22 protein-coding genes are annotated in these 26,397 nt (G+C 68.2%); 17 read left to right on the forward strand and 5 right to left on the reverse strand.

The window, feature by feature from the left end; translation table 11 throughout:
• Nucleotides 1-24: 24 nt before the first annotated feature.
• The 3 genes from AC1DR7_RS08380 to AC1DR7_RS08390 all read left to right on the forward strand — a co-directional run bounded on the left by AC1DR7_RS08380 (nucleotide 25) and on the right by AC1DR7_RS08390 (nucleotide 2,425).
• A complete protein-coding gene (locus AC1DR7_RS08380) occupies nucleotides 25-342 on the forward strand; it encodes a DUF4156 domain-containing protein (RefSeq protein WP_256775275.1) in 318 nt (105 codons plus the stop codon).
• Nucleotides 343-456: 114 nt separating this feature from the next.
• Nucleotides 457-1,473 carry a 3-oxoacyl-ACP synthase III gene (locus AC1DR7_RS08385; protein WP_038691210.1) on the forward strand — a complete coding sequence of 339 codons (1,017 nt, stop codon included), beginning with the start codon at nucleotides 457-459 and terminating at the stop codon, nucleotides 1,471-1,473.
• A 61-nt stretch (nucleotides 1,474-1,534) separates the two neighbouring features.
• Nucleotides 1,535-2,425: an alpha/beta fold hydrolase gene (locus AC1DR7_RS08390; RefSeq protein ID WP_478051389.1), complete on the forward strand. Its 891-nt coding sequence runs from the start codon at nucleotides 1,535-1,537 to the stop codon at nucleotides 2,423-2,425.
• A 137-nt stretch (nucleotides 2,426-2,562) separates the two neighbouring features.
• Here AC1DR7_RS08390 and AC1DR7_RS08395 read toward each other — a convergent pair whose 3' ends face one another.
• Nucleotides 2,563-2,988, reverse strand: coding sequence for a YkgJ family cysteine cluster protein (locus tag AC1DR7_RS08395; RefSeq protein ID WP_137191336.1), 426 nt, complete (start codon nucleotides 2,986-2,988; stop codon nucleotides 2,563-2,565).
• Between the two features lie 103 nt (nucleotides 2,989-3,091).
• Between AC1DR7_RS08395 and oleC the strand changes: the two genes are divergently transcribed.
• The 3 genes from oleC (at nucleotide 3,092) to AC1DR7_RS08410 (ending at nucleotide 5,971) form a co-directional block, all read left to right on the forward strand.
• Entirely contained in the window at nucleotides 3,092-4,747 is a 1,656-nt protein-coding gene (gene oleC / locus AC1DR7_RS08400) for an olefin beta-lactone synthetase (RefSeq protein WP_478076444.1), read from the forward strand.
• On the forward strand, nucleotides 4,744-5,754 hold the full coding sequence (gene oleD, locus AC1DR7_RS08405; protein ID WP_457318711.1) for a 2-alkyl-3-oxoalkanoate reductase: 1,011 nt from the start codon (nucleotides 4,744-4,746) through the stop codon (nucleotides 5,752-5,754). Before oleC ends, oleD begins: the two co-directional genes overlap by 4 nt.
• Nucleotides 5,755-5,815: 61 nt before the next feature.
• Nucleotides 5,816-5,971 carry a DUF1328 domain-containing protein gene (locus AC1DR7_RS08410; RefSeq protein ID WP_038691201.1) on the forward strand — a complete coding sequence of 52 codons (156 nt, stop codon included), beginning with the start codon at nucleotides 5,816-5,818 and terminating at the stop codon, nucleotides 5,969-5,971.
• A 98-nt stretch (nucleotides 5,972-6,069) separates the two neighbouring features.
• Here AC1DR7_RS08410 and ddlA read toward each other — a convergent pair whose 3' ends face one another.
• Complete coding sequence (gene ddlA, locus AC1DR7_RS08415; protein ID WP_457318709.1) at nucleotides 6,070-7,170, reverse strand: D-alanine--D-alanine ligase; 1,101 nt, start codon at nucleotides 7,168-7,170, stop codon at nucleotides 6,070-6,072.
• A gap of 144 nt (nucleotides 7,171-7,314) precedes the next feature.
• Between ddlA and AC1DR7_RS08420 the strand changes: the two genes are divergently transcribed.
• Genes AC1DR7_RS08420 through AC1DR7_RS08435 form a run of 4 tightly spaced genes read left to right on the forward strand, consistent with a single transcriptional unit; the run spans nucleotide 7,315 to nucleotide 10,984 of the window.
• Complete coding sequence (locus tag AC1DR7_RS08420; protein ID WP_256775270.1) at nucleotides 7,315-7,956, forward strand: ubiquinone biosynthesis accessory factor UbiJ; 642 nt, start codon at nucleotides 7,315-7,317, stop codon at nucleotides 7,954-7,956.
• Nucleotides 7,953-9,611 (forward strand): ubiquinone biosynthesis regulatory protein kinase UbiB, encoded by a 1,659-nt coding sequence (ubiB, locus tag AC1DR7_RS08425; RefSeq protein WP_457318706.1) that lies wholly within the window; start codon nucleotides 7,953-7,955, stop codon nucleotides 9,609-9,611. Before AC1DR7_RS08420 ends, ubiB begins: the two co-directional genes overlap by 4 nt.
• A gap of 1 nt (nucleotide 9,612) precedes the next feature.
• A complete protein-coding gene (locus AC1DR7_RS08430; RefSeq protein ID WP_457318705.1) occupies nucleotides 9,613-10,197 on the forward strand; it encodes an O-methyltransferase in 585 nt (194 codons plus the stop codon).
• 55 nt (nucleotides 10,198-10,252) lie between these two features.
• Nucleotides 10,253-10,984 (forward strand): pseudouridine synthase, encoded by a 732-nt coding sequence (locus AC1DR7_RS08435; protein ID WP_457318718.1) that lies wholly within the window; start codon nucleotides 10,253-10,255, stop codon nucleotides 10,982-10,984.
• 229 nt (nucleotides 10,985-11,213) lie between these two features.
• On the opposite strand, the gene AC1DR7_RS08440 is transcribed toward AC1DR7_RS08435, so the two are convergent.
• Complete coding sequence (locus AC1DR7_RS08440) at nucleotides 11,214-11,774, reverse strand: DUF2059 domain-containing protein (protein WP_457318704.1); 561 nt, start codon at nucleotides 11,772-11,774, stop codon at nucleotides 11,214-11,216.
• 139 nt (nucleotides 11,775-11,913) lie between these two features.
• On the opposite strand from AC1DR7_RS08440, the gene arfB reads away from it, so the two are divergent.
• The 7 genes from arfB to AC1DR7_RS08475 all read left to right on the forward strand — a co-directional run bounded on the left by arfB (nucleotide 11,914) and on the right by AC1DR7_RS08475 (nucleotide 20,914).
• Nucleotides 11,914-12,345 carry an alternative ribosome rescue aminoacyl-tRNA hydrolase ArfB gene (gene arfB / locus AC1DR7_RS08445; RefSeq protein ID WP_256775266.1) on the forward strand — a complete coding sequence of 144 codons (432 nt, stop codon included), beginning with the start codon at nucleotides 11,914-11,916 and terminating at the stop codon, nucleotides 12,343-12,345.
• A gap of 46 nt (nucleotides 12,346-12,391) precedes the next feature.
• Complete coding sequence (locus tag AC1DR7_RS08450; protein WP_236546331.1) at nucleotides 12,392-12,952, forward strand: lysophospholipid acyltransferase family protein; 561 nt, start codon at nucleotides 12,392-12,394, stop codon at nucleotides 12,950-12,952.
• 151 nt (nucleotides 12,953-13,103) lie between these two features.
• Nucleotides 13,104-15,260, forward strand: a complete 2,157-nt coding sequence (gene dcp, locus AC1DR7_RS08455) for a peptidyl-dipeptidase Dcp (protein WP_256775265.1) — start codon at nucleotides 13,104-13,106, stop codon at nucleotides 15,258-15,260.
• A 531-nt stretch (nucleotides 15,261-15,791) separates the two neighbouring features.
• Nucleotides 15,792-17,579, forward strand: a complete 1,788-nt coding sequence (locus AC1DR7_RS08460) for an endonuclease (RefSeq protein ID WP_457319329.1) — start codon at nucleotides 15,792-15,794, stop codon at nucleotides 17,577-17,579.
• Between the two features lie 70 nt (nucleotides 17,580-17,649).
• Nucleotides 17,650-17,988 carry a divalent-cation tolerance protein CutA gene (cutA, locus tag AC1DR7_RS08465; RefSeq protein ID WP_256775967.1) on the forward strand — a complete coding sequence of 113 codons (339 nt, stop codon included), beginning with the start codon at nucleotides 17,650-17,652 and terminating at the stop codon, nucleotides 17,986-17,988.
• Nucleotides 17,988-20,360 carry a protein-disulfide reductase DsbD family protein gene (locus tag AC1DR7_RS08470; RefSeq protein ID WP_457319330.1) on the forward strand — a complete coding sequence of 791 codons (2,373 nt, stop codon included), beginning with the start codon at nucleotides 17,988-17,990 and terminating at the stop codon, nucleotides 20,358-20,360. The genes cutA and AC1DR7_RS08470 overlap by 1 nt, the downstream gene beginning before the upstream one ends.
• Nucleotides 20,357-20,914: a TlpA family protein disulfide reductase gene (locus tag AC1DR7_RS08475; RefSeq protein WP_457319331.1), complete on the forward strand. Its 558-nt coding sequence runs from the start codon at nucleotides 20,357-20,359 to the stop codon at nucleotides 20,912-20,914. The genes AC1DR7_RS08470 and AC1DR7_RS08475 overlap by 4 nt, the downstream gene beginning before the upstream one ends.
• A 223-nt stretch (nucleotides 20,915-21,137) precedes the next feature.
• On the opposite strand, the gene AC1DR7_RS08480 is transcribed toward AC1DR7_RS08475, so the two are convergent.
• Together AC1DR7_RS08480 and AC1DR7_RS08485 are read right to left on the reverse strand one after the other, a co-directional pair.
• Nucleotides 21,138-23,771, reverse strand: a complete 2,634-nt coding sequence (locus AC1DR7_RS08480) for an excinuclease ABC subunit UvrA (RefSeq protein ID WP_478076445.1) — start codon at nucleotides 23,769-23,771, stop codon at nucleotides 21,138-21,140.
• A 61-nt stretch (nucleotides 23,772-23,832) separates the two neighbouring features.
• The gene (locus tag AC1DR7_RS08485) at nucleotides 23,833-26,397 is read right to left on the reverse strand and encodes a methyl-accepting chemotaxis protein (RefSeq protein ID WP_478051280.1); all 2,565 of its coding nucleotides are present in this window, start codon (nucleotides 26,395-26,397) and stop codon (nucleotides 23,833-23,835) included.

Genomic DNA, 26,397 nt, shown 5'->3' on the forward strand with positions numbered 1-26,397 from the left:
TCGTCGCCCAGCCAGGTCTCCCACATGCGCGTTCTTCTGCTTTCCCTGCTCACCCTCAGCGCCACCGCCTGCACGTGGGTGCCGATCGAACCGGTAGGCAAGACCGTGCGCGTGCTGCCTCCCGGCCAGGTGCCGAGCGGCTGCCAGAGCAAGGGCGAGGTGGTGGTGACGGTCAAGAGCAAGGTGGCCTTCTACAACCGCAACCCCCTGCGCGTGCAGGAAGAACTGGAAACCCTGGCACGCAATGAAGCCCCCAGCGCCGGGGCCAATGCCGTCCAGGCCAGTGGCCAGCCGGCCGATGGCAGCCAGCGTTTCCTGGCCTTCCAGTGCCCGCCTCGCTGAACCCTTCAGCGCCCGGCCGCGCACCATACGCCCAAGCGTGAATTCGTAAAGGTGCGGTGAAGGCAAGGCCGGCTTACAATAGCGCCCCCTTTGCCTGAGCCTTGGCGCTAACTGATGCTCTTCAAGAATGTCTCTATCGCCGGCCTGGCGCACATCGACGCGCCGCACACGCTGACGTCCAAGGAAATCAACGAACGTCTGCAGCCGACGCTGGATCGTCTGGGCATCCGTACCGACGTGCTCGGCGATATCGCCGGCATCCACGCCCGTCGTCTGTGGGATGCGGACATGCTCGCCTCCGATGCGGCGACCCTGGCCGCCCGCAAGGCGCTGGAAGATGCCGGGATCGGCGCCGACAAGATCGGCCTGCTGGTCAACACCTCGGTCAGCCGCGACTATCTGGAGCCGTCCACCGCCAGCATCGTCTCGGGCAACCTGGGCGTGGGCGATGAGTGCATGACCTTCGACGTCGCCAACGCCTGCCTGGCCTTCATCAATGGCATGGACATCGCTGCGCGCATGCTTGAGCGCGGTGAGATCGACTACGCGCTGATCGTCGATGGCGAAACCGCCAACCTGGTCTACGAGAAGACCCTCGAGCGCATGGCCCTGCCGGGCGTGACCGCCGATGACTTCCGCAACGAGATGGCCGCGCTGACCCTGGGCTGCGGTGCCGCCGCCATGGTGATGGCACGGACCGAACTGGTGCCCGACGCGCCGCGTTACCGCGGTGGCGTGACCCGTTCGGCCACCGAGTGGAACCAGCTGTGCCGCGGCAACCTGGACCGCATGGTCACCGACACCCGCATGCTGCTGATCGAGGGCATCAAGCTGGCCCAGAAGACCTTCGTGGCTGCACGCGAAGCGCTGGGCTGGGCGGTGGACGAACTGGACCAGTTCGTCATCCACCAGGTGAGCCAGCCGCACACCGCCGCGTTCATCAAGAACTTCGGCATCGACCCGAAGAAGGTCATGACCATCTTCGGCGAGCACGGCAACATCGGTCCGGCCTCGGTGCCGATCGTGCTGAGCAAGCTCAAGGAACTGGGCCGGCTGAAGAAGGGCGATCGCATCGCGCTGCTCGGTATCGGCTCGGGCCTGAACTGCTCGATGGCCGAAGTGGTCTGGTAACAAGACCGCTACGTTGAATCCAAGGGCCGGTACTACCGGCCCTTTTTACAGGTGCGATTGCATGCCCCAGCTTCCCGGTTACCCCGCTCATCCGCACCGCTTCGAGGTGCGCCCCGGCCTGTCGATGAACTATCTCGACGAAGGTCCGCGCGATGGCGAGGTGGTGGTGATGGTCCACGGCAACCCGTCGTGGAGCTATTACTGGCGCACGCTGGTGGCGGGGCTGTCGGACAAATACCGTTGCATCGTGCCCGACCACATCGGCATGGGCCTGTCGGACAAGCCCGATGACGCGCATTACGACTACACGCTGCAGTCGCGCGTGGACGATCTGGACGCGCTGCTCAGGCACCTGGGCATCATCGGCCCGGTGACCTTGGCCGTGCACGACTGGGGCGGCATGATCGGCTTTGGCTGGGCGCTGTCGCACCACGCGCAGGTCAAGCGCCTGGTGGTGCTCAACACGGCGGCATTCCCGATGCCGGCTGCGAAGAAAATGCCGTGGCAGATCGCGCTGGGCCGTCACTGGACGGTGGGGGAGTGGATCATCCGCACCTTCAACGCGTTCTCCGCCGGTGCCTCGTGGCTGGGCGTGGAGCGCAAGATGCCGGCCGACGTGCGCCGCGCATACGTGTCGCCGTACAACAGCTACGCCAACCGCATCAGCACCATCCGTTTCATGCAGGACATCCCCCTGTCGCCGGCCGACAAGGCGTGGTCGTTGCTGGAGCGCTCCGGCCAGACGTTGCCGTCGTACGCCGACCGCCCCGCCTTCATCGGCTGGGGCCTGCGCGACTTCGTGTTCGACCACCACTTCCTGGCCGGCTTCCAGGCCGCGCTGCCGCAGGCCGAGGTGCACGCCTTCGAGGATGCCGGGCATTACGTGCTGGAAGACAAGCACGAGGTGCTGGTGCCGAAGATCCGGGCGTTTTTGGACGCAAACCCGATTTGACCGGGGTGACGACCAACGGTCGTCACCTACCCAGCAACCGGTGGGTACCGACGTTTGATCGGGTCGGAACCCACCCGTAGAGCCGACCGTTGGTCGGCTGCCCTTCGCGCCGGGCCATCACCCCCGGACGCACACCCTCACGCCGCGATCGGCGCCTGCGGCGCCGGCGAGCTGCCGTTGTCGTCGGGATGATCATCGTCATTGTCCGCCGCGTCCCGCCAGCGCCAATCGGCCAGGGTCAGGGCCGGCATGCCGTGCGCAACCCGCGCTTTGTCACACTGTGGGCTGGCCTTGCCGTACTCCCACGAGGCGTCCACTTCGCGGCACACGCTGGGGCGGTTGGGGTGGATGCTGCAGCGCGAATAGACCCCGATCTCCGCATCCAGCGCCACGCAGTAGACCGGCTTGGACAGGGTGCCGCGCATGCACAGCCGGTGCGGGTCCAGCACCTGGGTCAGTTCGTGCGGCACGCCGCCGGGGGTGACCTCGTCCGATTCCATCCAGTGGAACGCCACACGGTACTGGGTGCAGCAGGCGCCGCAGGTGAGGCAGGGATGGGACATGGGGGACCGGCCTTGGGCGGCAATCGAGCAGGAGGGAAGGCCGCGAATTTTCCATGCCGTGGCCGCCCGCGCAAGATTTTTCTGCAGCGGCGACAATGAACGGATGAACGCCGCCACCAACATTGCCGCGCGCCTGCCCGAGCTGGCCCGTGAACGCCCCGACCAGATCGCCATCCGCTGCCCCGGAAAGCCCGGTGCAGGCGGCATGGCCGCCTACGACGTCACCCTCGATTACCGCACCCTCAACGCGCGCAGCGACGCCATGGCCGCCGGCCTGGCTGCCCACGGCATCGGCCGCGGTGTGCGCGCGGTGGTGATGGTGCGGCCCTCGCCGGAGTTCTTCCTGCTGATGTTCGCGTTGTTCAAGAACGGCGCAGTGCCGGTGCTGGTCGACCCCGGTATCGACAAGCGCGCCCTCAAACAGTGCCTGGACGAGGCGCAGCCGCAGGCCTTCATCGGCATCGGCCTGGCCCACGTGGCGCGGCTGGTGCTGCGCTGGTGCCCGGGAGCGAAGACCCTGGTGACCGTCGGCCGGCGCTGGGGCTGGGGCGGCACCACGCTGGCCCGGATCGAGGCCGAGGGCGCGCGCGCGCCGCAGCCGATGGCGTCCACCGAGGGCGACGACGTTGCCGCGATCCTGTTCACCAGTGGCTCCACCGGCGTGCCCAAGGGCGTGGTCTACCGCCACCGGCACTTCGTGGGCCAGGTGGAGCTGCTGCGGTCGGCCTTCGGCATGGAGCCCGGTGGCGTGGACCTGCCGACCTTCCCGCCGTTCGCCTTGTTCGATCCGGCGCTGGGCCTGACCTCGGTGATTCCGGACATGGACCCGACGCGCCCGGCCAAGGCCGACCCGCGCAAGCTGCTCGATGCGATCGCCCGCTTCGGGATCACCCAGCTGTTCGGTTCACCGGCGCTGATGCGGGTGCTGGCCGACCACGGCCAGCCGCTGACGGGCGTGCGCCGGGTGACCTCGGCCGGCGCGCCGGTGCCGCCGGACGTGGTCGCCCGGATCCGCCGTCTGCTGCCGGCCGACGCCGAGTTCTGGACGCCGTACGGCGCCACCGAGTGCCTGCCGGTGGCGGTGATCGAAGGCCGCGAGCTGGAAAGCACCCGCCAGGCCACCGAAGCCGGGGCCGGCACCTGCGTCGGGCGCGTGGTGGCGCCCAACCTGGTGCGCATCATCGCCATCGACGACGCGCCGCTGCCGGACTGGTCGCAGGTGCGTGAGGTGGGCGTGGGCGAGGTCGGCGAAATCACCGTGGCCGGTCCCACCGCGACCGACAGCTACTTCAACCGCCCGCAGGCCACTGCCGCGGCCAAGATCGGCRAAGTGCTCGCCGATGGCAGCGCGCGCGTAGTGCACCGCATGGGCGATGTCGGCTACTTCGATGCGCAGGGTCGGCTGTGGTTCTGCGGTCGCAAGACCCAGCGCCTGGAAACCGCGCAGGGGCCGATGTACACCGAACAGGTCGAACCGGTCTTCAATGCGCTCGACGGCATCGCCCGCACCGCGCTGGTCGGCGTCGGTGCGGCGGGTCGCCAGCGCCCGGTGCTGTGCGTGGAGCTGCAACCCGGCGGTGCCGATACCCCTGCGCTGCGCGAACGCCTGCGTCGCGAGGCCGATGCACACCCGCACACCCCCCGCATCGAACAGTTCCTGATGCATCCCGGCTTCCCGGTGGATATCCGCCACAACGCCAAGATCGGCCGCGAGAAGCTGGCTGTCTGGGCCGCAACCCACGTGGACACGCGCGCATGAGAATCCTGGTGACCGGTGGGGGTGGCTTCCTTGGGCAGGCGCTGTGCCGTGGGCTGGTGCAGCGGGGCCATCAGGTGCTCAGCTTCAACCGCGGCGACTATCCGCCGCTGGCCGCACTGGGCGTGGGCCAGATCCGCGGCGACCTGGCCGATGCCGATGCGGTGCGCCACGCGGTGGCCGGGGTCGATGCCGTGTTCCACAACGGCGCCAAGGCCGGCGCGTGGGGCAGTTATGACAGCTATTTCCAGGCCAACGTGGTCGGCACCGACAACGTGATCGCTGCCTGCCGCGCGCATGGCGTGGGCAAGCTGGTCTACACCTCCACGCCGAGCGTGACCCATCGCGCCACCCACCCGGTGGAAGGCCTGGGCGCCGATGAAGTGCCCTACGGCGAAGACTTCCAGGCGCCGTATGCGGCCACCAAGACCCTTGCCGAGCAGCGCGTGCTGGCCGCCAACGATGCCACCCTGGCCACCGTGGCACTGCGCCCGCGGCTGATCTGGGGGCCGGGCGACCAGCAGCTGGTGCCGCGCCTGGCCGAGCGTGCGCGCGCCGGTCGGCTGCGCTTTGTCGGGGACGGCAGCAATCTGGTCGATACCACCTACATCGACAACGCTGCGCTGGCGCACTTCCTTGCCTTCGAACACCTTGCCCCGGGCGCGGCGTGCGCGGGCAAGGCGTACTTCATCTCCAACGGCGAACCGCTGCCGATGAAGGAACTGCTCAACAAGCTGCTGGCTGCGGTCGGCGCGCCAGCGGTGCACAAGTCGATCAGCTTCAAGACCGCCTATCGCATCGGCGCGGTGGCCGAGCGGCTGTGGCCGCTGTTGCGCCTGCGCGGCGAACCGCCGATGACCCGCTTCCTTGCCGAGCAGCTGTGCACCCCACATTGGTACAGCATGGCGCCGGCGCGTCGGGACTTCGGCTACGTGCCGCAGGTGAGCATTGACGAAGGCCTCACGAGGCTGAAGTCTTCATCGCACGCACAGGACGCCATCACTTCCTGAACACCGCGGTTTGGTGAAGATTGCAGCACGCCAATCCGGCACGCATTACGCGAGGATCGACATGCTGCATTACGCCGTTATCTTTTTTGTCATCGCCATCATCGCGGCGGTGCTTGGCTTCTCCGGCATCGCCGGTGCCGCCAGCAACATCGCCTGGATCCTGTTCGTGGTCTTCCTGATCCTGGCGGTGGTGTCGATGTTCCGCAAGCGAGGCTAGTCCGCCGGGCAGCCCGCGCTCCCTCTCTCCGGCGCGGGTTGCCCAGCCATTGCCTTGTGACGGCCCGGCGTGCGAAAGCGCGTCGGGCCGTCGCCGTATCAGGCGGTGATCGAGCTGCGCAGCGCCTGCTCCTGCGCATGCCGTTGCAGGGCCAGGTCCAGAAGGCGGCTGATCAGGGCCGTGTAATCGAGCCCACTGGCCGCCCACAATTTGGGATACATGCTGATTCGGGTGAAGCCCGGCAGGGTGTTGATCTCGTTGATGACCACCTCGCCAGCAGGGGTCAGGAATACATCCACCCGCGCCAGACCGGCGCAATCCAGCGCCTGATAGGCGCGCACCGCGATGTCGCCGATGCGCTGCTGGTCGGCGTCGCTGATGGCCGCCGGCACCACCACGTCCGCACCGGTCTCGCTGATGTATTTGGTGTCATATGAGTAGAACGCGTCGTGCAGCACCACCTCGCCGCACACGCTGGCCTCGGGGCGGTCGTTGCCCAGTACCGCGCACTCGATCTCGCGGCCGTCGATGGCCGTCTCCACCAGCGCCTTGTGGTCATAGGACAGCGCCAGCGCGAGAGCCTCATGAAATTCCCGCGCGCTGTCCACCTTGCTCACCCCGACCGACGAGCCCTGGTTGGCCGGTTTGACGAACAGCGGCGAGCCCAGCTGCGCGACCAGCGCGGCGTAGTCGGCGTTGGCTGCGCTGGCCCGGTTGAAGCAGGCGAACGGTGCCACCGCCAGCCCGGCGTCGCGCAGCAGGCGCTTGGCCACGTCCTTGTCCATCGCCACCGCCGAGCCGAGTACGCCGGAGCCCACGAACGGCAGGTTGGCCATGCGCAGCAGGCCCTGCAGCGAGCCGTCCTCGCCCAGCGTGCCGTGCACGATGGGGAACACGACATCGATCTGCTCCAGTGCGGTGGCCGGATCGGTCGGCACCAGCTGCTGGCGCGCCACCCCGGGGCGCACGGCCACCGCAATGCCCGAGCGGTTCAGGGCGATCCGCGCCGGGTCATCGGCGTGCAGCAGGAAGGCCTGCGGGTCGCTGACATGCCACTGGCCCTGCTTGTCGATCCCGATCAGGGTCACGTCGAAGCGCGTCTTGTCCAATGCGTCCACGATGTTCCTGGCCGACTGCAGTGACACTTCGTGTTCGGCCGAACGGCCACCGAAAATGATGCCTACCCGGGTCTTGCCCATGCCTGTTGCCGCTCCTGCGCCTGGTGTGTGGGTCCATAGCATGAACCGGTCAGCGGCCTGCAGTGGAACCGGCCTTCATGCTCGCGTCAGCCTCGGCGCACGTACGGCGGTCCGGCGCTGCCATGGGCCGAGTAGAATGCAGCGATGGCCCGTTCCTTCCTCAGTTCCCTCAAACCGCTGGCCGGCAATGCGCTGCAGCTGGCGCTCAACCGCGCGCTGGCGCTGGACCCGGACACGCGCAGCGCGCTGGGTGCGCTGGATGGCCGGCACATTGCGCTGACCCTGGAATCCCCTTCGCTGGCGATGCGTATCGGGGTCGACGGTGAGCGCCTGACCGTGGGCCCGGTGGATGCGCAGCAGGAGCCGGACCTGGCCGTGCGCAGCACCCTGGGCGGCGTGCTTGCGCAGCTGCCGTTCCTGGCCAATGCGCGCCGCGGCGGTGACGCCCCGGCCGGGCGGGTCAAGGTCTCCGGCGATGCCGAGCTGGCCCGGCGCCTGCAGCAGTTGGCCAGCCGTTTCGATCCGGACTGGCAGCAGCCGTTCGTGCGCGTGTTCGGCGAGGTGCTGGGCGTGCAGATCGCCAACAGCCTGCGCTCGGCGCTGCAGCATGCGCGCCGTGGCGCGTCCGACCTGGCGCACAGCGCCGCCGAATATGTCACCGAGGAGTCCCGCGACGTGGTACCGCGAGCAGAACTGGAAGCCTTCCACGACGACGTGGATGTGATGCGCGACGATGTGGAACGCATCGCCGCCCGGGTACAGCGCCTGCGCCAGGTGCGCGCATGAAGGCGATGTTCCGCGCCACCCGCATCGGCCGGGTGATCCTGCGCTACCGCCTGGATGATCTGCTGCAGGACACCCCGCTGGAGCGCTGGCTGCGCCTGGCCAAGCCGTTCGTGCCGCGCGCCTCGGCCGATATCGCCGCGCAGTCGCGCGGTGCCCGGCTGCGCCTGGCGCTGCAGGACCTCGGCCCCATCTTCGTCAAGTTCGGGCAGATCCTGTCCACCCGCCGCGACCTGATCCCGGCCGATGTGGCCAACGAGCTGACCCTGCTGCAGGACCGGGTCAAGCCGTTTGACGGCGCGACCGCCCAGCGCATCGTCGAGCAGGCGCTCGGCCGCCCGGTCAGCGAGGCGTTCGCCAGCTTCGACCTGCAGCCGCTGGCCTCGGCCTCGATCGCCCAGGTCCACGCGGCCACGCTGGCCGACGGCCGCCAGGTGGTGGTCAAGGTGCTGCGCCCGGATATCGAACGGCAGATCGATGCCGACATCGCGCTGCTCACCTCGGCCGCTGCGCTGGTCGAGCGCGCCCATCCGCGCGCCGACAAGATCCGCCCGCGCGAAGTGGTGGCCGAGGTCGAGAACACCCTGGCCGCCGAGCTTGACCTGCAACGCGAAGGCGCCAACGCCAGCGTGCTGCGCCGCAACTGGATGGATTCGGACGACCTGTACGTTCCGGAAGTGATCTGGAGCCACACCGCCGAGCGCGCGCTGACCCTGGAGCGGGTGTGGGGCATTCCGTCGGATGATATCGTCGCGCTGGACAAGGCCGGCATCGACCGCAAGGCGCTGGCGGCCAAGGGCGTGCGGGTGTTCTACACGCAGGTGTTCCGCGACAACTTCTTCCACGCCGATGCGCACGCCGGCAACATCTGGGTCGACCTCGATCCGGCGCGCCGCGACAACCCGCGCTTCATCGCGCTGGACTTCGGCATCATGGGCCAGCTCTCGCAGGAGGATCAGTACTACCTGGCCGAGAACTTCATGGCGATCTTCAACAAGGATTACCGGCGCATGGCCGAGCTCCACGTTGAAGCGGGCTGGATGCCGGGCAACGTGCGTATCGACGAGCTGGAAGCGGCGGCGCGTTCGGTGTGCGAACCCTACTTCACCCGGCCGCTGTCGCAGATTTCGCTGGCCGAGGTGCTGATCAAGCTGTTCCGCGTGGCCCAGCGCTATGAACTGACCCTGCAGCCGCAGCTGATCCTGCTGCAGAAGACCCTGCTCAACATCGAAGGCGTCGGCCGCCAGCTCGATCCGGAACTGGACATCTGGGCGGTGGCCCGGCCGGTGCTCGAACGCATCCTGCGCGAGCGTTACAGCCCGCGCCGGGTACTGAAGGAGCTGCGCAAGCGGCTGCCGGAAATCATGACCCACACCCCGGACATGCCGCGCCTGGTACACGCCTGGCTGAAGCAGCAGGTGGAAGGCGGACACGAGCTGTCGATGCGCTCGCAGGACCTGGTCGCGCTCAACACCAACCTGCAGAAGCTGCAGAAGCGCGCGGTCGCCGCGATCGCCGGTGTCGGCCTGCTGATCGTCGCGGCGGTGCTGTACGGCATGCAGCCGGGCGGCTGGTACTTCGGTGATGCACCGGTGTGGAGCTGGGTGAGTGGCGCGGCCGGTCTGTTCTCGTTGGCCAGCGCGTGGTGGCGCCGCTGAGATGACGCTGCAGGCACTGAAGGACGAACTGGCCCGGTTCGGCGCCGACCACGATGCCAGCCATACCGAGCGTGCCCAGCGCATGCTCAACATCACCCCGGACACCGGCGAGCTGCTGGGTGTGCTGGTGCGTGCCACCGGCGCGCGGCGGGTGCTGGAGATCGGCACCTCCAACGGCTATTCCACGCTGTGGCTGGCCGAGGCCGCTGCGGCTGTCGGCGGGCAGGTCACCACGCTGGAGTACGCCGCCGACAAGATCGCCCTGGCGACGGCCACCTTCGCGCGCAGCGGCCTGGCCGCGCAGATCGAGCTTATCCACATCGATGCGGGTGTGTGGCTGGGTGCCGCAGCCGAGGCCAGCATCGACCTGCTGTTCCTGGATTCCGAACGCAGCCAGTACCTGGGCTGGTGGCCGGACCTGCGTCGCGTGCTGCGTCCCGGTGGCTTGCTGGTGGTCGACAATGCCGTCTCGCATGCCGAACAGATGGCGGCCTTCGAGGCACAGGTACGCCGCGATCCGCAGTTCCATTGCGTGCGGGTGCCGATCGGCAACGGCGAACTGATCGCGGTGCGTGACGTCGCCTGAATCGCCTTTGTTGGCGCTGCCTGCAGTGGGCGGGGATAATCGGTCGGTGAACGACATCGATACCGACACCGCAACCGACCTCGCGCCCGCAGTGGCGCCCCTGCAGTTGCTGCACCTGGACGACCGCCTGGCCGTGGTCAACAAGCCCGCCGGGCTGATGGTCCACGACAGCAAGCTGGCCCGTGGCGAAGACGACTTCCTTGCCGACCGCCTGCGCGACCAGCTCGGCAAGCCGATCTTCCTGGTCCACCGGCTCGACCGCGCCACCAGCGGCTGCCTGCTGCTGGCCTTCGACCGCGAAAGCGCCAGCGTGCTCGGCAAAGCGCTGATGGGCGGCGATGTGACCAAGGATTACCTGGCGATCTGCCGTGGCTGGCCGGCCGAAGACATCTTCACCGTCGACCATGACCTCGATGGCGGCCCCGGCAAGCCGGTGAAGAAGCAGGCCATCACCCATTTCCAGCGGGTGGCCGTGGGCGAGATCGCCGTGCCGGTGGGCGAGTTCGAGACCTCGCGCTATGCGCTGCTGCGCTGCCAACCGCAGACCGGCCGCTTCCGTCAGATCCGCCGCCACCTCAAGCACCTGTCCCACCACCTGATCGGCGACACCAGCCATGGCGATGGCCGCCACAACCGCAGTTTCCGCATGCAGGGCATCCACCGCATGCTGCTGCACGCCGAACGCCTGCGGTTCCCACACCCCGATGGCACCGCGATGGACGTCAGCGCGCCGGCGGAGGGGGAGTTCCGCAAGGCGATGGATCTGTTCGGCTGGGACGCGGCCTGACCCGCGTAGAGCCGACCGTTGGTCGGCTGCCTTACATGCGGTGCCCGGGACATCTGCAGCCGACCAACGGTCGGCATGCTTTACATGTGGTGCCCGGGATCGTGCAGCCGACCAACGGTCGGCATGCTTTACATGCGGTGCCCGGGATATCTGCAGCCGACCAACGGTCGGCATGCTTTACATGCGGTGCCCGGGATCGTGCAGCCGACCAACGGTCGGCTCTACGGGGTCACTTCTTCGCCGGGGCCGGCTTCTCGTTCATGATTTCCTCCAGGTCCTTCTGCAGGTCCACGAACAGCGGCTGCATCTTTTCCTGGATGGCCACCATCACGTTCTGCATCAGCGCCGGGGTCTTGTCGAGCAGACTCTGTCCGGCCGAGCTCTCGTAGAACTCGGCCATCGCCAGCACGTCTTCCTTGCTGAAGCTCTTCTTGTAGAGGTCCACGTACATCGGCCGCAGCTGCTGCCAGGACAGCGCCTGGCGGATGGTCTGGGTGGTGCGTGCCTCCATGCGCTTCATCTGTTCCTGCTGCTGCGCATCGAGCTGGCGCTGCTGGGCGACCTGCTGGAACTGCTGGCGCTGCATCGCCTCGATCTGCGGCAGCATGCTGTCCAGCATGGTCTGCGCGCGCGAGGCGGCCAGCAGCCGGTTGATGTCGGCATCGGACGGCGGCGCGGCGATGGCCGGGGCCACGGCGGCAAGGCCCAGGGCGAGTACCAGGCCCAGGCGGATCAGGCCACGACGGGGACGGGTCGGGCCGGTAAGGGTCAGCGGACGGATCGAAAGCATGTGCGGAGCATCCTGCGTTGCATGGAGTCCCGAGGATACCCGCCGGGATGTCATCAGGCTGCATTTTGCGGACGTTATCGGCGTCATCGGGGATGTTGGGCTCACCCTCGGCACGCGTCCTGCCTTTACAATGCCGCCCATGGGTACCGGACCAGTCACCGTCAGCGCACATCTGTCGATTCCCGACGCGGAAATCGTCGAGCGTTTCGTGCGCGCCAGTGGCGCCGGCGGGCAGAACGTCAACAAGGTGTCCACCGCGGTGGAACTGCGTTTCGACGTGGCCGGCTCGCCGTCGCTGCCCGAACCGTTGCGCTCGCGCCTGTTGGCCCGGCGCGACCGACGCATGACCGGCGAGGGCGTGCTGGTCATCGATGCCCAGCGTTTTCGCACCCAGGACCGCAACCGCGAGGATGCGCGCGAGCGCCTGGCCGAGTTCATCCAGGCCAGCCTCAGCGTGCCCAAGCCGCGCGTGGCCACCAAGCCGTCGTACGGGGCGAAGCTGCGCCGCCTGGATGAAAAAAAGGGCCGCGCGCAGATCAAGCGCGGCCGCACCACACGCAATTGGGAGTGATTGCTTGAACAACCGAAGTCCGCTGTTGCCGGCCGTTCCGCCCAACATGCCGCAGGTCAAACCCAACCGCTTCCTCCGCTGGCTGGCGCGCTGCACGTTGCGCCTGGGTGGCTGGAAAGTGGTGGGCACCTTCCCGGACGTGCCCAAGCTGGTCTTCATCATTGCCCCGCACTCCTCCAACTGGGACGGGTTCTGGGGCATGGCGGCCAAGATCGCGCTGGGCATGCAGGTCAAGGTGCTGGGCAAGGCCTCGTTGTTCTGGTGGCCGCTGTCGCCGCTGCTGCGCGCCCTGGGCGTGATCCCGCTGGACCGCAGCTCGCCGCAGGGCACGGTGGAACAGGCGGTCAGCCTGATCCGCGGCTCCGAACGCATGTGGTATGCGATCACCCCCGAAGGCACCCGCAAGGCGGTGACGCACTGGAAGGCCGGGTTCCTGAAGATCGCGCGGATGGCCGACGTGCCGGTGCTGGCGGCTTACTTCCATTACCCGGAAAAGACCATCGGGATCGGCCCGCTGTTTTATTCCACCGGCGATGATGCCGCCGACATGGCCGCCATCCGCGACTACTACCGGCCCTGGCAGGGCAAGAACCGCGGCACCGTCTGAGGCCGGACCGGGCCGGGAGACGCCGGCCCCGTTCACGGCGGGCGCCGCACAGCCATGCGCCACGTCCGGCACATGCCGCTTCCGGGCAATCGGAGTAGGGTGATCGGCTGCGGTTTTCCGCAGCCGCATCCCATTCCAAGGAGCCCGTTTCATGTCGCGTACCGTAGTTTTGGCCGCTGCCATCAGCCTGGCGCTGGCGGCTTGTTCCGGCAAGGAGTCCACCCCCGTGACCGATACCCCGACCCCCGCCGCGCAACAGCCGGCCGATGCGTCCACCAACCCCCTGTTGAGCGCCAGCACGCTGCCGTTCCAGGCGCCGCCGTTCGACAAGATCAAGGACAGTGACTACCTGCCGGCCTTCAATGAAGGCATGAAGCAGCACCTGGCCGAAGTCCGCAAGATCGCCGACAACCCCGAACCGGCCACCTTCGACAACACCGTCGAAGCGCTGGAGCGCAGCGGCGAAACCCTGACCCGCGTGTCGCGCATCTTCTTCGGCCTGGTCCAGGCCGATACCAACGAGGCGCGCCAGAAGATCCAGGAAGAAGTCGCCCCGAAGCTGGCCGACCACCAGGACGAGATCAACCTCGACCCGAAGCTGTTCGCCCGCATCAAGAGCGTCTACGACCAGCGCCAGTCGCTGGGCCTGGACCCGGTGCAGCTGCGCCTGGTCGAGCGTGACTACCAGGAATTCGTGCGTGCCGGCGCGCAGTTGAACGATGCCGACAAGGCCTCGCTGCGCAAGCTCAACGTGGAAGAAACCACGCTGGCCACCCAGTTCCACACCCGCCTGGTGGCCGCCACCGCCGCCGGTGCGGTGGTGGTCGATGACAAGGCCAAGCTGGCCGGCCTGGACGAGGATGCGATCAACACCGCCGCCGCCGATGCCAAGGACCGCAAGCTGGACGGCAAGTACGTGCTGCCGCTGCAGAACACCACCCAGCAGCCGGTACTGGCCTCGCTGAGCGACCGCGACCAGCGCGCCGCCGTGCTCAAGGCCTCCGAAACCCGCGCCGAGAAGGGCGATGCCAACGACACCCGGCAGACCGTACAGCGGCTGGCCCAGCTGCGTGCGCAGAAGGCCAAGCTGCTCGGCTTCGACAACTACGCCGCCTACAGCCTGGCCGACCAGATGGCCAAGACCCCGGCCGCCGCGCTCAAGCTGCTGACTGACACCGTGCCGGCAGCCACCGCCAAGGCGCGTGGCGAGATCGGCGAAATGCAGAAAGTGATCGACGCCCAGAAGGGCGGTTTCAAGCTGGCCGCGTCCGACTGGGACTTCTACGCCGAACAGGTGCGCAAGGCGCAGTACGACCTGGACGAGTCGCAGATCAAGCCGTACTTCGAGCTGGACAACGTGCTGCAGAACGGCGTCTTCTACGCCGCCACCCAGCTGTACGGCATCACCTTCAAGCCGCGCACCGATATCCCGACCTACCACGCGGACATGAAGGTCTACGAGGTGTTCGACAAGGACGGCACGTCGCTGGCGCTGTTCTACACCGACTACTTCAAGCGTGACAGCAAGTCCGGTGGCGCCTGGATGGACGTGTTCGTCGAACAGGACGGCCTGACCGGTGCCAAGCCGGTGGTCTACAACGTGTGCAACTTCACCAAGCCCGCCGCCGGCCAGCCCGCGCTGCTCAGCTTCGATGATGTGACCACGATGTTCCATGAGTTCGGCCACGCGCTGCATGGCATGTTCTCCAAGGTGAAGTACCCGTCCATCGCAGGCACCAGCACCTCGCGCGACTTCGTCGAGTTCCCCTCGCAGTTCAACGAGCATTGGGCGCTGGACCCGAAGGTGTTCGCCAACTACGCCAAGAACTACAAGACCGGTGAGCCGATGCCGCAGGCGCTGGTCGACAAGATCCTCAAGGCGCGCACCTTCAACCAGGGCTATGCGACCACCGAGTACCTGTCGGCGGCGCTGCTCGACCTGGCCTGGCACACCCAGCCGGCCGACGCGCCGCTGCAGGACGTGGCCCCGTTCGAAGCGGCGGCGCTGAAGAAGTTCAAGGTCGACCTGCCGCAGGTGCCGCCGCGTTACCGCACCACCTACTTCGACCACATCTGGGGCGGTGGCTATTCGGCCGGTTACTACGCCTACTTCTGGGCCGAGGTGCTGGACCATGATGCTTTCGAGTGGTTCAAGGAGCATGGCGGCCTGACCCCGGAGAACGGGCAGGTGTTCCGCGACAAGATCCTCTCGCGCGGCAACAGCGTGGAACTTGCCGATCTGTACCGCGAGTTCCGCGGCAAGGATCCGTCGGTGGAACCGCTGCTGGTCAACCGCGGGCTGAAGTAAGGGCGCGAACGATAGGGGTGGGTGCCGACCGTGGGTCGGTACACCGCCTGCCGGCGCAGGCTGAAAACGAAAACGGCAGGGGAAACCCTGCCGTTTTCTTTTGGACGGCGGCTTCGCCGGGGGCTGCCGCGCGCTCGAGGGCCCCGTAGCGACCGGTAGGCCCCTGGCGCAAATGTCCCCCGGCCTGGCGGCCTCCTCCTTKATTTTGCCCAGGMSCCTACCGGCCGCTAMGGGGCTCGGCTTGCGGTAATCARATAGAAGCCAGGCGTTTTGACGCTGGTCGGTGGGTCGGGCGCTGGGCCCCATGCCCTTGGAGGCGAAATAAAGGAGGAGGGGGCGGCCGCAGGCCGACACCGGGGGACATTCGCCGGAAAGGGCMTGGGGGCCCAGCGCCCGACCCSCCGACCGACCGCCGCCCCCCATTTTCTTGACGTACGTCTCACTGCGGAAGGCCAATCCCGACATATCGATAGATGTGTCATCTGGATTGATTAGATTCGGCCGGCGATACCCAATCACAAGGAGACGTAGATGAGGTTGCTCACACCGCTGTCCCTGGGATGCCTGCTGGCATTGGCCGGCACCGCCCAGGCGGATGTATTCATCAATGAACTGCACTACGACGACAGCACGCCGGCCGGCGATGTCGGCGAGGCCATCGAGGTAGTGGCCACCGCCGGGGAGGACCTCAGCGGCTACCGCCTGTACCTGTACAACGGCAGCAACCCGTCGGCGGCAGCGGTCTACGCCAACAACGCGATCCCGTCCGGCACCGCGGCCGGTTGCGGCAAGGCCACCCTGGCCACGGTCACCTACCCCAGCAACGGTATCCAGAACGGGTCCAACGACGGCATCGCCCTGGTCGATGCCAGCGGCAAGGTCGTCCAGTTCATCAGCTACGAAGGCACCATCACCGCCGCAGGCGGCCCCGCGGCCGGCCTGACCAGCCAGAACATCCCGGTCAGCGAGAGCAACAGCACCGCCCCGGGCACGTCCCTGCAGCTGACCGGCAGCGGCAGCCAGTACACCCACTTCACCTGGGCCGAATCGGCCGGGCAGACCTTCGGCGCGTGCAACAACGGCCAGACCTTCAGCGGCACCGGCGGCAGCGGCCCCAATACCCCGCCCTCGGTCAGCGCCACCACCCCCGAACAGGGCGCCAGCACCTTCCCGTCGGCCGCCGATCTCAGCGTGACCTTCAGCGAGACGGTCAACCTGGCCAGCGGCGCCTTCGTGCTCAGCTGCGGGCAATCCGGTACGGTGCCGCTGACCCACGCCAGCAGCGGCAGCCGGTTCACCCTGTCCACCAACACTGCGCTGATCGCCGGCGAAGCCTGCCGCTTCGACATCCGCGCCACCCGCGTCAGCGATGCCCAGGGCGCCCATCCCGCTGCCGATACCCGCATCGCCTTCACCGTGGCCACCACCACCGGCAATCCGGACCCGGGCAATCCCGGTAATCCCGGCGAGTACTACTCGCGGGTCAACACCAGCAACCCCAGCCAGCTGCGCTGCTCCCTGCACGAGACCATCAAGGGCCACACCGCCTACCCGTACAGTGGCTCCGGCACCAGCACCTGGACCATCCTGGAGATCGCCGATGAGGATCCCAACAACAGCGGCAAGATCCTCGATGCCTACCGCAACCACAGCTACACCAAGGTCAGTGGTCGGGCGGGTACCGGCAGCGGCCTGACCTACAACCGCGAGCACACCTGGCCGAACTCGCTGGGCTTTGCCAGCACCACCGGCGACAAGGGCCTACCGTATGCGCCCTACACCGACACCCACATGCTGTACCTGACCGATGCGCAGTGGAACGCCGACCGCGGCAACAAGCCGTTCGGCAAGTGCGACAGCAACTGCGGCGAGCGCGCCACCGAGGCCAACAATGGCGTGGGCGGCGGCAGCGGCGGCTACCCGGGCAATTCCAACTGGGTGCGTACCCCCGACGGCAACACCGGCACCTTCGAGGTGTGGGGCCGACGCAAGGGCGACATGGCGCGGGCAGTGATGTACATGGCGATCCGCTACGAGGGGGGCAAAGACGCCAAGACCGGCCAGTCCGAGCCGGACCTGGAACTGACCGACGACCGCAGCAAGATCGTCAAAACGGCCGCATCGCCGGCCTACATGGGCCTGCTCTCGACCCTGATCGAGTGGCATCTGTCCGACCCGCCGGATGCGGCCGAACGCGCCCGCAATGAAGTGATCTACAGCTTCCAGGGCAACCGCAATCCGTTCATCGACCACCCCGAATGGGCCACCCCGGGCCTGTTCACCTCGGCCAAGCCGACCAGCTGCCAGCTGCTCAACTGAGCCCTCCCGACCGGCGCCGCAATGGCGCCGATCGGACCATCCGGGTCTGGCGGTCCTATACTCGGCGGTCATGTCGACCGCCGATCCCGTCTTTCTGCTGTTCACCACCTGCCCCGACGCGGACACCGCGACGCGGTTGGCGCGTGCCCTGGTGGAAGAACGCCTGGCCGCGTGCGTCACCCGCCTGGACGGGGCGCACGCCACCTACCGCTGGCACGGGGAGATCAACGAGGACCACGAGGTCCAACTGCTGATCAAGACCACCGGCAGCCGCCTGGACGCGGCCATCGCGCGGCTGCAGGCACTGCATCCGTATGAACTCCCGGAGTGCATCGCGGTCGAAACCCGCGCTGGCCTGCCGGCGTACCTGGATTGGATTCGGGCACAGACCCGAGAGGAAATTGATTGATGACGCTGTTTCGTCGTGTTGCCGCGCTGTGCGCGTTGTTCGTGGTGGCCCTGCCGGCGCTGGCCGTCAGCGAGAAAGACCTGCTGCCGGTGGACGAGGCGTTCGGGCTGACCGCGCAGGCGCGTGATCGCGACCGCATCGAGGTCAGCTGGAAGATCGCCCCGGGCTACTACCTGTATCGCCACCGCACCACCGTCAAGCCCGACGCCGGCTTCAGCGCCGAGGCGCTGCAGATGCCCGCCGGCAAGAAGCACCACGACGATTTCTTCGGCGAGGTGGAAACCTACCGCGAGCGGCTGACCGCCGTATTGCCGGGCAAGGCCGAGGACGGCACCGACACGGTGACGCTGGAGATCCGTTACCAGGGCTGCGCCGATGCCGGCGTGTGCTATCCGCCGCAGAAGCGCAGCGTGAAGGTGAAACTGCCCGGCGGCACCGCCGGTGCCGCCTCTGCATCGGCCGCGACCGCGCCCGCACTGACCGCGCCCTCGCCGTTCAACAACCCGCTGGCCGGCAACGCCGGCAGCGGCCTGCGCCTGCCCGGCACCAGCAGCAGCCAGTCACTGCCGCTGCCGTCCGAGCGCGCGTTCGGCTTCGATGCGATCGTCGACGATGGCAATACCGTGCTGCTGCGTTTCAGCCCGGCACCGGGCTATTACCTGTACCGCGATCGCACCTCGCTGAAGCTGGAAGGCGCCAACGGCATCCGCCCCGACAAACCGCTGTGGCCGGCGGCCAAGTCGCACCGCGACGAGCACTTCGGCGATGTGGCGGTGTATTTCGACCAGGTCGACGTCAAGCTGCCGCTGCGCCGCAGTCGCGCCGACGCGCAGGACACCACCCTGGTGATCACCTTCCAGGGCTGCCAGACCGACGGCATCTGCTATCCGCCGATGACCCGCCGGGTGAAGCTGTCGCTGCCGGCGGGCAAGGTCAACGCCACTGCAGGCGAGGCGGCGCACACCAATGAAGTGATCGCCCCGCTGCCGGGCAAGGACAAGCGCGCGCAGGCACGTGAACGCGACAGCGCCGGCCTGGCTACCCAGCCGATGCTGATCCGCCCGAACGCCCCGGCCACCGATGCGACCACTGCCGTCGGCAGGCCCGATGCCAGCGCCGACAACGCGCAGCGCACCCGACCGCCGGGCGACGATGCCGCGCCGACCACGCTGATCGGCGCGCTGCTGCTGGCGCTGGTGGGCGGGCTGATCCTCAACCTGATGCCATGCGTGCTGCCGATTCTGTCGTTGAAGGTGCTCGGCGTGGCGCAGAGCGGTGAAAGCCGCCAGCGCGCGCGCAGCCATGCGCTCTGGTACACCGCCGGCGTGCTGGTGGCCTTCGCCGCGATCGGCGCGCTGGTGCTGGCCCTGCGTGCCGCCGGCCAGGCTGCGGGCTGGGGCTTCCAGCTGCAGCACCCGTGGTTCATCGCCGCGCTGGTGTACCTGATGTTCACCGTCGGCCTGAGCCTGTCGGGGGTGTTCACCCTGGGCGGCAGCCTGGGCGGCATCGGCCAGTCGCTGGCCTCGCGCAGCGGTCCGGTCGGTGATTTCTTCACCGGCGTGCTGGCCTGCGTGGTGGCCAGCCCGTGCGTGGCCCCGTTCATGGGCCTACCGCTGGCCTACGCATTCACCGCCAGTACGCTCCCGGCGATCCTGGTGTTCCTGGCGCTCGGCCTGGGCCTGGCGTTGCCATTCCTACTGATCGGCTTCGTCCCCTCGCTGGCCAAGCGCCTGCCACGCCCCGGCGCGTGGATGGAAACACTCAAGCACGTGCTGGCCTTCCCGATGTACGGCACCGCACTCTGGCTGCTGTGGGTGCTGGGCAAGCAGCGCGGGGTGGACGCGATGACCCTGGTGCTGGGTGGGCTGGTGGTACTGGCGCTGGCGCTGTGGTGGTTCGAACGCAGCCGCTGGCGCAGCCAACGCGTGGGCGGCCTGCTGGCGCTGCTGCTGCTGCTGGCCGCGCTGGTGCCGGTGTGGGGCGTGACCCGCCTGGTGCCGCCGGCCAAGGCCGCGGCGGTCGCCAGCGACAACGTGGTGGCCTATTCGCCGCAAATGCTCGACCGGCTGCGCCAGGACAACCGCGTGGTGTTCGTCAACATGACCGCCGACTGGTGCGTGACCTGCAAGGCCAACGAGCGCACGGTGCTGGGCACCGATGCCTTCCACGACACCCTGCGGCGTACCAATGCGGTGTACATGCGCGGCGATTACACCAACGTCGATCCGGAAATCACCGCGTTCCTGGATGAGCACAAGGCCGTGGGCGTGCCGCTGTACGTGGTGTACGGCCCCGGCGCGCCGCCGACCGTGCTGCCGACCGTGCTGACCCAGGCGATCGTCGAAGAAGCCCTGCTGCGCACCGCCCGATGAGCCTGCGGCCGCCACGCCAGACGGTGGTGGTGGCCGCGTTTGCCGCGCTGGTCGGGATCGGCACGGGGGCGTGGTTCTTCAACCGCACGTTGCCAGAGCCCCCGGCGCTGCCACCGCGCGTGGTGGCGGCAGGAGCCGGCATCGGTGATGCCCTGCCGCCCATCACGCTGCCGGATATCGATGGCCGCACGATCGACCTGGCCAGCCTCCGCGGCCGACCGCTGCTGATCAACGTCTGGGCCAGCTGGTGCGCCCCGTGCGTGGAAGAAATGCCGGCCCTGGCCACCTTTGCGGCCGGGCAACCGGCGGACGGCGTGCAGGTGGTCGGGCTGGCGCTGGATACGGCCGATGAAGTGCGCGACTTTTTGACACGGGTGCCGGTGGGCTACCCGATCGTGCTGGATACGCCCGGCCCGGCCGATGCAAGCGTGCGTCTGGGCAATGCGCAGGGGTTGTTGCCCTACTCGGTGCTGGTCGCGGCCGACGGGCGCATCGTCAAGCAGAAGCTGGGCCCGTTCCAGGCCGGTGAGATCGAGGCTTGGGCAAGGCACTGAAGGGCAACGCGGCGCATTGCAGGCGCTGGGGCCGCGATGCATGGCGTCGCGTTACCGTTTGGCCGGGTCTTGACCCCTGTCGCGACACGCCCAACAACGACGAGATCAACTCTCTTTAGCTTCTGGGCTGGGGGACGCTACGCCAGGGGCCTACCGGCTGCGACGCGGCCCCAACGCTCGCGACAGACCCGAACGAAGGCACAGCCCAGATGTAAGAAGGACCTTATTTGAACCAGCGCCGCAGGTAACGCGCGGTCGCGCCGGTGGTGGCGCGGCTGACCTGCGCGGGCGTGCCTTCGGCGACGATCGTACCGCCCTGCTCGCCCGCGCCCGGGCCGACGTCGATCACCCAGTCCGCATCGGCGACCACGCGCAGATCGTGTTCGACCACCACCACCGTGTTGCCGGCGTCGACCAGCCCGTGCAACTGCGCCATCAGCTTGTCCACATCGGCCGGATGCAGGCCGGTGGTGGGCTCGTCCAACACGTACAGGCTGCTGCCGTGCTGACTGCGCTGCAGTTCGGTGGCCAGTTTGATCCGCTGCGCCTCGCCGCCGGACAGCTCGGTGGCCGGCTGGCCCAGCCGCAGGTAGCCCAGGCCGATATCGCGCAGCAACTGCAGCGGGCGCTGCACCGGCACTTCTTCGGCGAAGAACAGCAGGGCTTCCTCCACCGTCATCGCCAGCACTTGGGCGATGTTGCGGCCGTTCCATTCCACTTCCAGGGTCTTGGCGTTGTAACGCTGGCCGTGGCAGGTCGGGCATGGCGCATAGACACTGGGCATGAACAACAGCTCGACATGCACGAAGCCTTCGCCTTCGCAGGTATCGCAGCGGCCTTGGGCGACATTGAACGAGAATCGGCCGGCGCTGTAGCGACGTGCCTTGGCCATCCGCGTGGCGGCGAACAACCGGCGCACGTGGTCGAACAGCCCGGTATAGGTGGCGAGGTTGGAGCGCGGCGTGCGCCCGATCGGTTTCTGGTCGACGTTGACCAGACGCTTGATCGCCTTGGCGCCGGCATGCAGGCGGCCACGGGTGCGTTCGATGCTGCTGGGCACCGGCAGCTCGCTGTCCACCTCTTCCACCACCGGCTCGTGGCCGAGGTGCTCGCCGACCAGCTCTACCAGTGCCTGGCTGACCAGACTGGATTTGCCCGAGCCGGACACACCGGTAACGGCAGTGAACGCGCCAAGCGGGAAGCGTGCATCCAGGCCATGCAGGTTGTTGCGGTGGATGCCGCGCAGTTCGAGCCAGCCCGAGGGCGTGCGCGGCGTGCGCCGTTCACCGCGGCCGGTCTCGAACAGGTACGGCGCGGTGACCGAGGCCTTCACCGTGCGCAGGCCGTCGGGCGGGCCGCTGTAGAGCACCTGCCCGCCATGCTGGCCGGCGCCGGGACCCACGTCGACCAGCCAGTCCGCCCGCCGCAGCATCTCCAGATCGTGCTCGACCACGAACAGCGTATTGCCACCAGCCTTGAGCTGGTCCAGCGCGCGGTACAGCGCCTCGCCATCGGCCGGATGCAGGCCGGCGGTGGGCTCATCGAGCACGTACACCACGCCGAACAGGCTGGAGCGGATCTGCGTGGCCAGGCGCAGGCGCTGCAGTTCGCCGGGCGAAAGCGTCGGGGTGGCGCGGTCCATCGACAGATAGCCCAGCCCCAGGTCCTGCAGGGTGGCGATGCGCTCGACCAGGTCGTGGGCGATGCGTTGAGCGGCGATGCGCTTTTCTTCGGACAGATCCGGGGTGCGGCGCACATCGCTCCCGCCCACGTGCGAGGGGCCACCGGCAGCCGCGCGCGCCCGCAGCGCCTTGCGACCGGCCGCGCGGCTACMGGTGGCCGCCGTGGTGGGCGCATCGAAGCGGCCTTCGGCGGCTGGGCGCAGCGCATCGGCCATGGCACTGAGCGAGAGCTGCGACAGCGCGCCGATATCCAGCCCGGCAAAGGTCACCGACAGCGCCTCGCGCTTGAGCCGTTTGCCGTCGCAGACCGGGCAGGCGGTGCCGACCATGTAGCGGGCCACGCGCTTTTTCATCATCGCGCTCTGCGTGGTGGCGAAGGTGTGCAGCACGTAGCGGCGTGCACCGCTGAAGGTGCCCATGTAGCTCGGCTCTTCCTTGCGGCGCAGCGCGGCGCGGGTTTCGGCCGGAGTGAAACCGGCATACACCGGCGCCACCGGTTGCTCTTCGGTGAACAGGATCCAGTCGCGCTGCTTCTTGGGCAGGTCGCGCCACGGGATGTCCACGTCGTAGCCAAGGGTGACCAGGATGTCGCGCTGGTTCTGTCCATGCCAGGCCGGCGGCCACGCGGCGATGGCGCGTTCGCGGATGCTCAGCGACGGGTCGGGCACCATCGACTGCTCGGTCACCTCATACACATGGCCCAGGCCGTGGCAGTTCGGGCAGGCACCCTGCGGGGTGTTGGGCGAGAAGTCTTCGGCGTACAGCATCGGCTGCCTGGCCGGATACGTGCCGGCACGCGAATACAGCATGCGCAGCAGGCTGGACAACGTGGTCACGCTGCCCACGCTGGAGCGCACGCTGGCGGTGCCGCGCTGCTGCTGCAGCGCCACCGCCGGCGGCAGGCACTCGATCGCATCCACGTCCGGCACGCCGACCTGGTCGATCAACCGGCGCGCGTAGGGCGACAACGACTCCAGGTAGCGGCGCTGCGCCTCGGCATACAGCGTGCCGAAGGCCAGCGACGACTTGCCGGAGCCGGAGATGCCAGAGAACACCACCAGCGCATCGCGCGGGATGTCGACATCGACATCCTTGAGGTTGTGTTCGCGGGCACCACGGACGCGCACGAAGGCGTCCGTGGCGGCGGAGGTGCGGGGCTTGCGACGGGTGCTCATGCACGCAGGATAGTGAGCGCACGCGCAAGCGGCCAGTGAAGGGACGTGAGTGCCGCGTGTGCTATGCCGCCGCCCTGGCGACCCGACGGGTGCCGGAACGCTCCACCACGAAGGCGTCCACCGCCTCGGACAACAGCGCCGCCTGGCGTTCCATCGCATGTGCCGAGGCCGAGGCTTCTTCCACCAGCGCGGCGTTCTGCTGGGTACTGCCATCCATCTGCAGCAGCGTCTGCCCAACCTGTTCGATGCCGGCGCTCTGCTGCTGCGAGGCGGCCGAAATGCTGGCCATGATCGCGCTGACCTGCTGCACGCTGCCGACGATCTGGCCCATGGTCGCGCCGGCCTGGTCGACCTGGCGGGTACCGGCGGCGACGGTGTCCACCGAGGCCTCGATCAGGCCCTTGATCTGCCGCGCGGCATCGGCGCTGCGCTGGGCCAACAGGCGTACTTCGCTGGCCACCACCGCGAAGCTGCGGCCCTGCTCGCCGGCACGCGCCGCTTCCACGGCGGCATTGAGGGCGAGGATGTTGGTCTGGAAGGCGATCCCGTCGATGACGCTGGTGATGTCGGCGATGCGATGGGAGGCCTGGGCGATCTCACGCATGCTGACCACCACCTGCGCTACCGATGCCCCGCCCTGTTGGGCGATACCCGTCGCCTGCAATGCCAGCTGGTTGGCCTGCTGGGCGGCATCGGCGTTCTGGCGCACGGTGGCGGTGAGTTCCTCCATCGACGAGGCGGTCTCTTCCAGATGCGCGGCCTGGCGCTCGGTGCGCCCGGCCAGCTCCTGGTTGCCGGCGACGATTTCTCCCGCCGCACCGTTGATGGCCTGCGAGGCCTGCTGGATGCGCGCGACGATATCGGTGAGCTGCTGCACGGTGGCATTGGCGTCGTCGCGCATGTGCGCGAACACGCCCTGAAACTCCCCCTGCATACGCACCCGCAGATCACCCTGGGCCAGCGCCGACAGCAGCACCTGCAACGCCGACAGGTTGCCCTGGAAGGTATCCAACAGGCGGTTGATGCTGACCGCCAGGGTCAGCAGGAAGCCCTGCTTACCGTCGGTTTGGATGCGGCCATGCAGCTGGCCCTGCGCGGCCGCGTCGACCAGCGCGGCCACTTCGGTTTCCACCGTGGTTTCCAGGGCGCGGCTGCGCCACTCCACCGCCGCACCCAACAGCTGTCCGCCGTCGATGATCGGGGTGACCACCAGCTGGTAGCGGGTGCCGGCATGTTCGATCTCATGCTGGGTGGAGGCGGTGCCGTGCAGTTCGGCGTGGATGCGGGTGAACACCGGATGCAGCGTCTGCGCCGGTTGCCCGCGCCACTGCCCTTCCGGCACTGCCAGTTCCACCAGCAGCGCATGATTGAGCAGGCTGATCCGGCCGTCCGGATCGAGCACCATCACCCCGGTCTGCGCGCTGTCCAGCGCCTGTCGCGCCCGCGCGTTGTCGCGTGCGGTGGCGCGCTCGGCCTCGATCCGCTCGCGCAGACGCTGCTGCATGTGCACCAGCCGCTGGGCCAGCTGGCCGATCTCATCATGCGGGTTGTGGACGGTCAGCACCGTGTCCAGGCGGTCTTCGGCGATGGCTTCGGCAAAACGCAGGGTGTCGGCGATCGGGCGGCGCACCGCGCGCAGCACCAACAGCAGGCTGCCGATCAGCACCGTCGCAACCAGGGCCAGGGTGCTGCCGAACAGCAGCGTCATCGCGTGGGCCTGCGATTGCTGGCGGCCACGTGCGACGTCCAGTACCGCACCCTGCGCGCGCGCCAGCTGTTGCAGCGCTGGCGCGATCTGCGCGGCGGTATCGGTCAACGCGGCGGCCTCGACATCCAGGCCGACGCGGGCGGCCGTGTAGGCGAGCAAGGCGCCCTGATAGGCGTCCATGCCGCTGCGCAGGGCGTCCTGCGTGGCAGCGGGCAGGGCGGATGCGGACAGCGCCAGCTCGAACGGCAGCTTGGTTTCGCTGGCACGGTCGGCATGCGCCGAATCGCCGGTGAGCAACAGCAGGGCCTCCTCGCGGCGCATCGCCTGCCAGTGCGCGGTCAGCGCCGCTGGGGCGGTGTCGCCCAACAGCGTGCTCACCGCGTCGGCGCTGGCATCCAGCTGCGCGCGCAGGCCGGCCTCGCCACGGCCCATCTCGTCGGCCCGCGCGTTCAATGCGGTGATGCCGTCGGCGAACGCATGCGCGCGCTCAGCGAGCGTGCGCAGGGCCGTGGCGGTGCCCGCATCGTGGGGATCGCGCTGCAATTTCGCCAACGACTGCTGCAACTGCTGCTGGGCCTGCTGCAATGCGTGGCGGTCGGCATCATCGAAGGTGGTGGCATAGCGGGTCTGCAGCCGACGGGCGTCGGCTACTTCCGTGGCCAACGCAGCCGCCAGCGCCGCATCCTGCTGGTGCGCGGCAAAGGTCGACGCGGCGCGCTCGCTGTTGTGGCCGGTCCACGCATAGACCAGTGCCACCACCAGCAGACCGCTGCCGCAGATCACCAGCGCGGCCTTGAGTTTGCGTGCGACACTGAGCCTGCGCAGAGACGCGATACCGCGTGCGAAGCGATGGAATGGGGGCCGTTGGCCCAGGCGGGCAAGCGACGCAGACAGGCGGTGGGGGACGACCGACATCAC

It is taken from the genome of Stenotrophomonas sp. P5_A9 (assembly GCF_056400525.1).

Coding starts and splice junctions, on each gene's coding strand:
- AC1DR7_RS08380 (WP_256775275.1), top strand. CDS start 25: ATGCGCGTTCTTCTGCTTTCCCTGCTCACCCTCAGCGCCACCGCCTGC.
- AC1DR7_RS08385 (WP_038691210.1), top strand. CDS start 457: ATGCTCTTCAAGAATGTCTCTATCGCCGGCCTGGCGCACATCGACGCG.
- AC1DR7_RS08390 (WP_478051389.1), top strand. CDS start 1,535: ATGCCCCAGCTTCCCGGTTACCCCGCTCATCCGCACCGCTTCGAGGTG.
- AC1DR7_RS08395 (WP_137191336.1), bottom strand. CDS start 2,988: ATGTCCCATCCCTGCCTCACCTGCGGCGCCTGCTGCACCCAGTACCGT.
- oleD (WP_457318711.1), top strand. CDS start 4,744: ATGAGAATCCTGGTGACCGGTGGGGGTGGCTTCCTTGGGCAGGCGCTG.
- AC1DR7_RS08410 (WP_038691201.1), top strand. CDS start 5,816: ATGCTGCATTACGCCGTTATCTTTTTTGTCATCGCCATCATCGCGGCG.
- ddlA (WP_457318709.1), bottom strand. CDS start 7,170: ATGGGCAAGACCCGGGTAGGCATCATTTTCGGTGGCCGTTCGGCCGAA.
- AC1DR7_RS08420 (WP_256775270.1), top strand. CDS start 7,315: ATGGCCCGTTCCTTCCTCAGTTCCCTCAAACCGCTGGCCGGCAATGCG.
- ubiB (WP_457318706.1), top strand. CDS start 7,953: ATGAAGGCGATGTTCCGCGCCACCCGCATCGGCCGGGTGATCCTGCGC.
- AC1DR7_RS08430 (WP_457318705.1), top strand. CDS start 9,613: ATGACGCTGCAGGCACTGAAGGACGAACTGGCCCGGTTCGGCGCCGAC.
- AC1DR7_RS08440 (WP_457318704.1), bottom strand. CDS start 11,774: ATGCTTTCGATCCGTCCGCTGACCCTTACCGGCCCGACCCGTCCCCGT.
- arfB (WP_256775266.1), top strand. CDS start 11,914: ATGGGTACCGGACCAGTCACCGTCAGCGCACATCTGTCGATTCCCGAC.
- AC1DR7_RS08450 (WP_236546331.1), top strand. CDS start 12,392: ATGCCGCAGGTCAAACCCAACCGCTTCCTCCGCTGGCTGGCGCGCTGC.
- dcp (WP_256775265.1), top strand. CDS start 13,104: ATGTCGCGTACCGTAGTTTTGGCCGCTGCCATCAGCCTGGCGCTGGCG.
- AC1DR7_RS08460 (WP_457319329.1), top strand. CDS start 15,792: ATGAGGTTGCTCACACCGCTGTCCCTGGGATGCCTGCTGGCATTGGCC.
- cutA (WP_256775967.1), top strand. CDS start 17,650: ATGTCGACCGCCGATCCCGTCTTTCTGCTGTTCACCACCTGCCCCGAC.
- AC1DR7_RS08470 (WP_457319330.1), top strand. CDS start 17,988: ATGACGCTGTTTCGTCGTGTTGCCGCGCTGTGCGCGTTGTTCGTGGTG.
- AC1DR7_RS08475 (WP_457319331.1), top strand. CDS start 20,357: ATGAGCCTGCGGCCGCCACGCCAGACGGTGGTGGTGGCCGCGTTTGCC.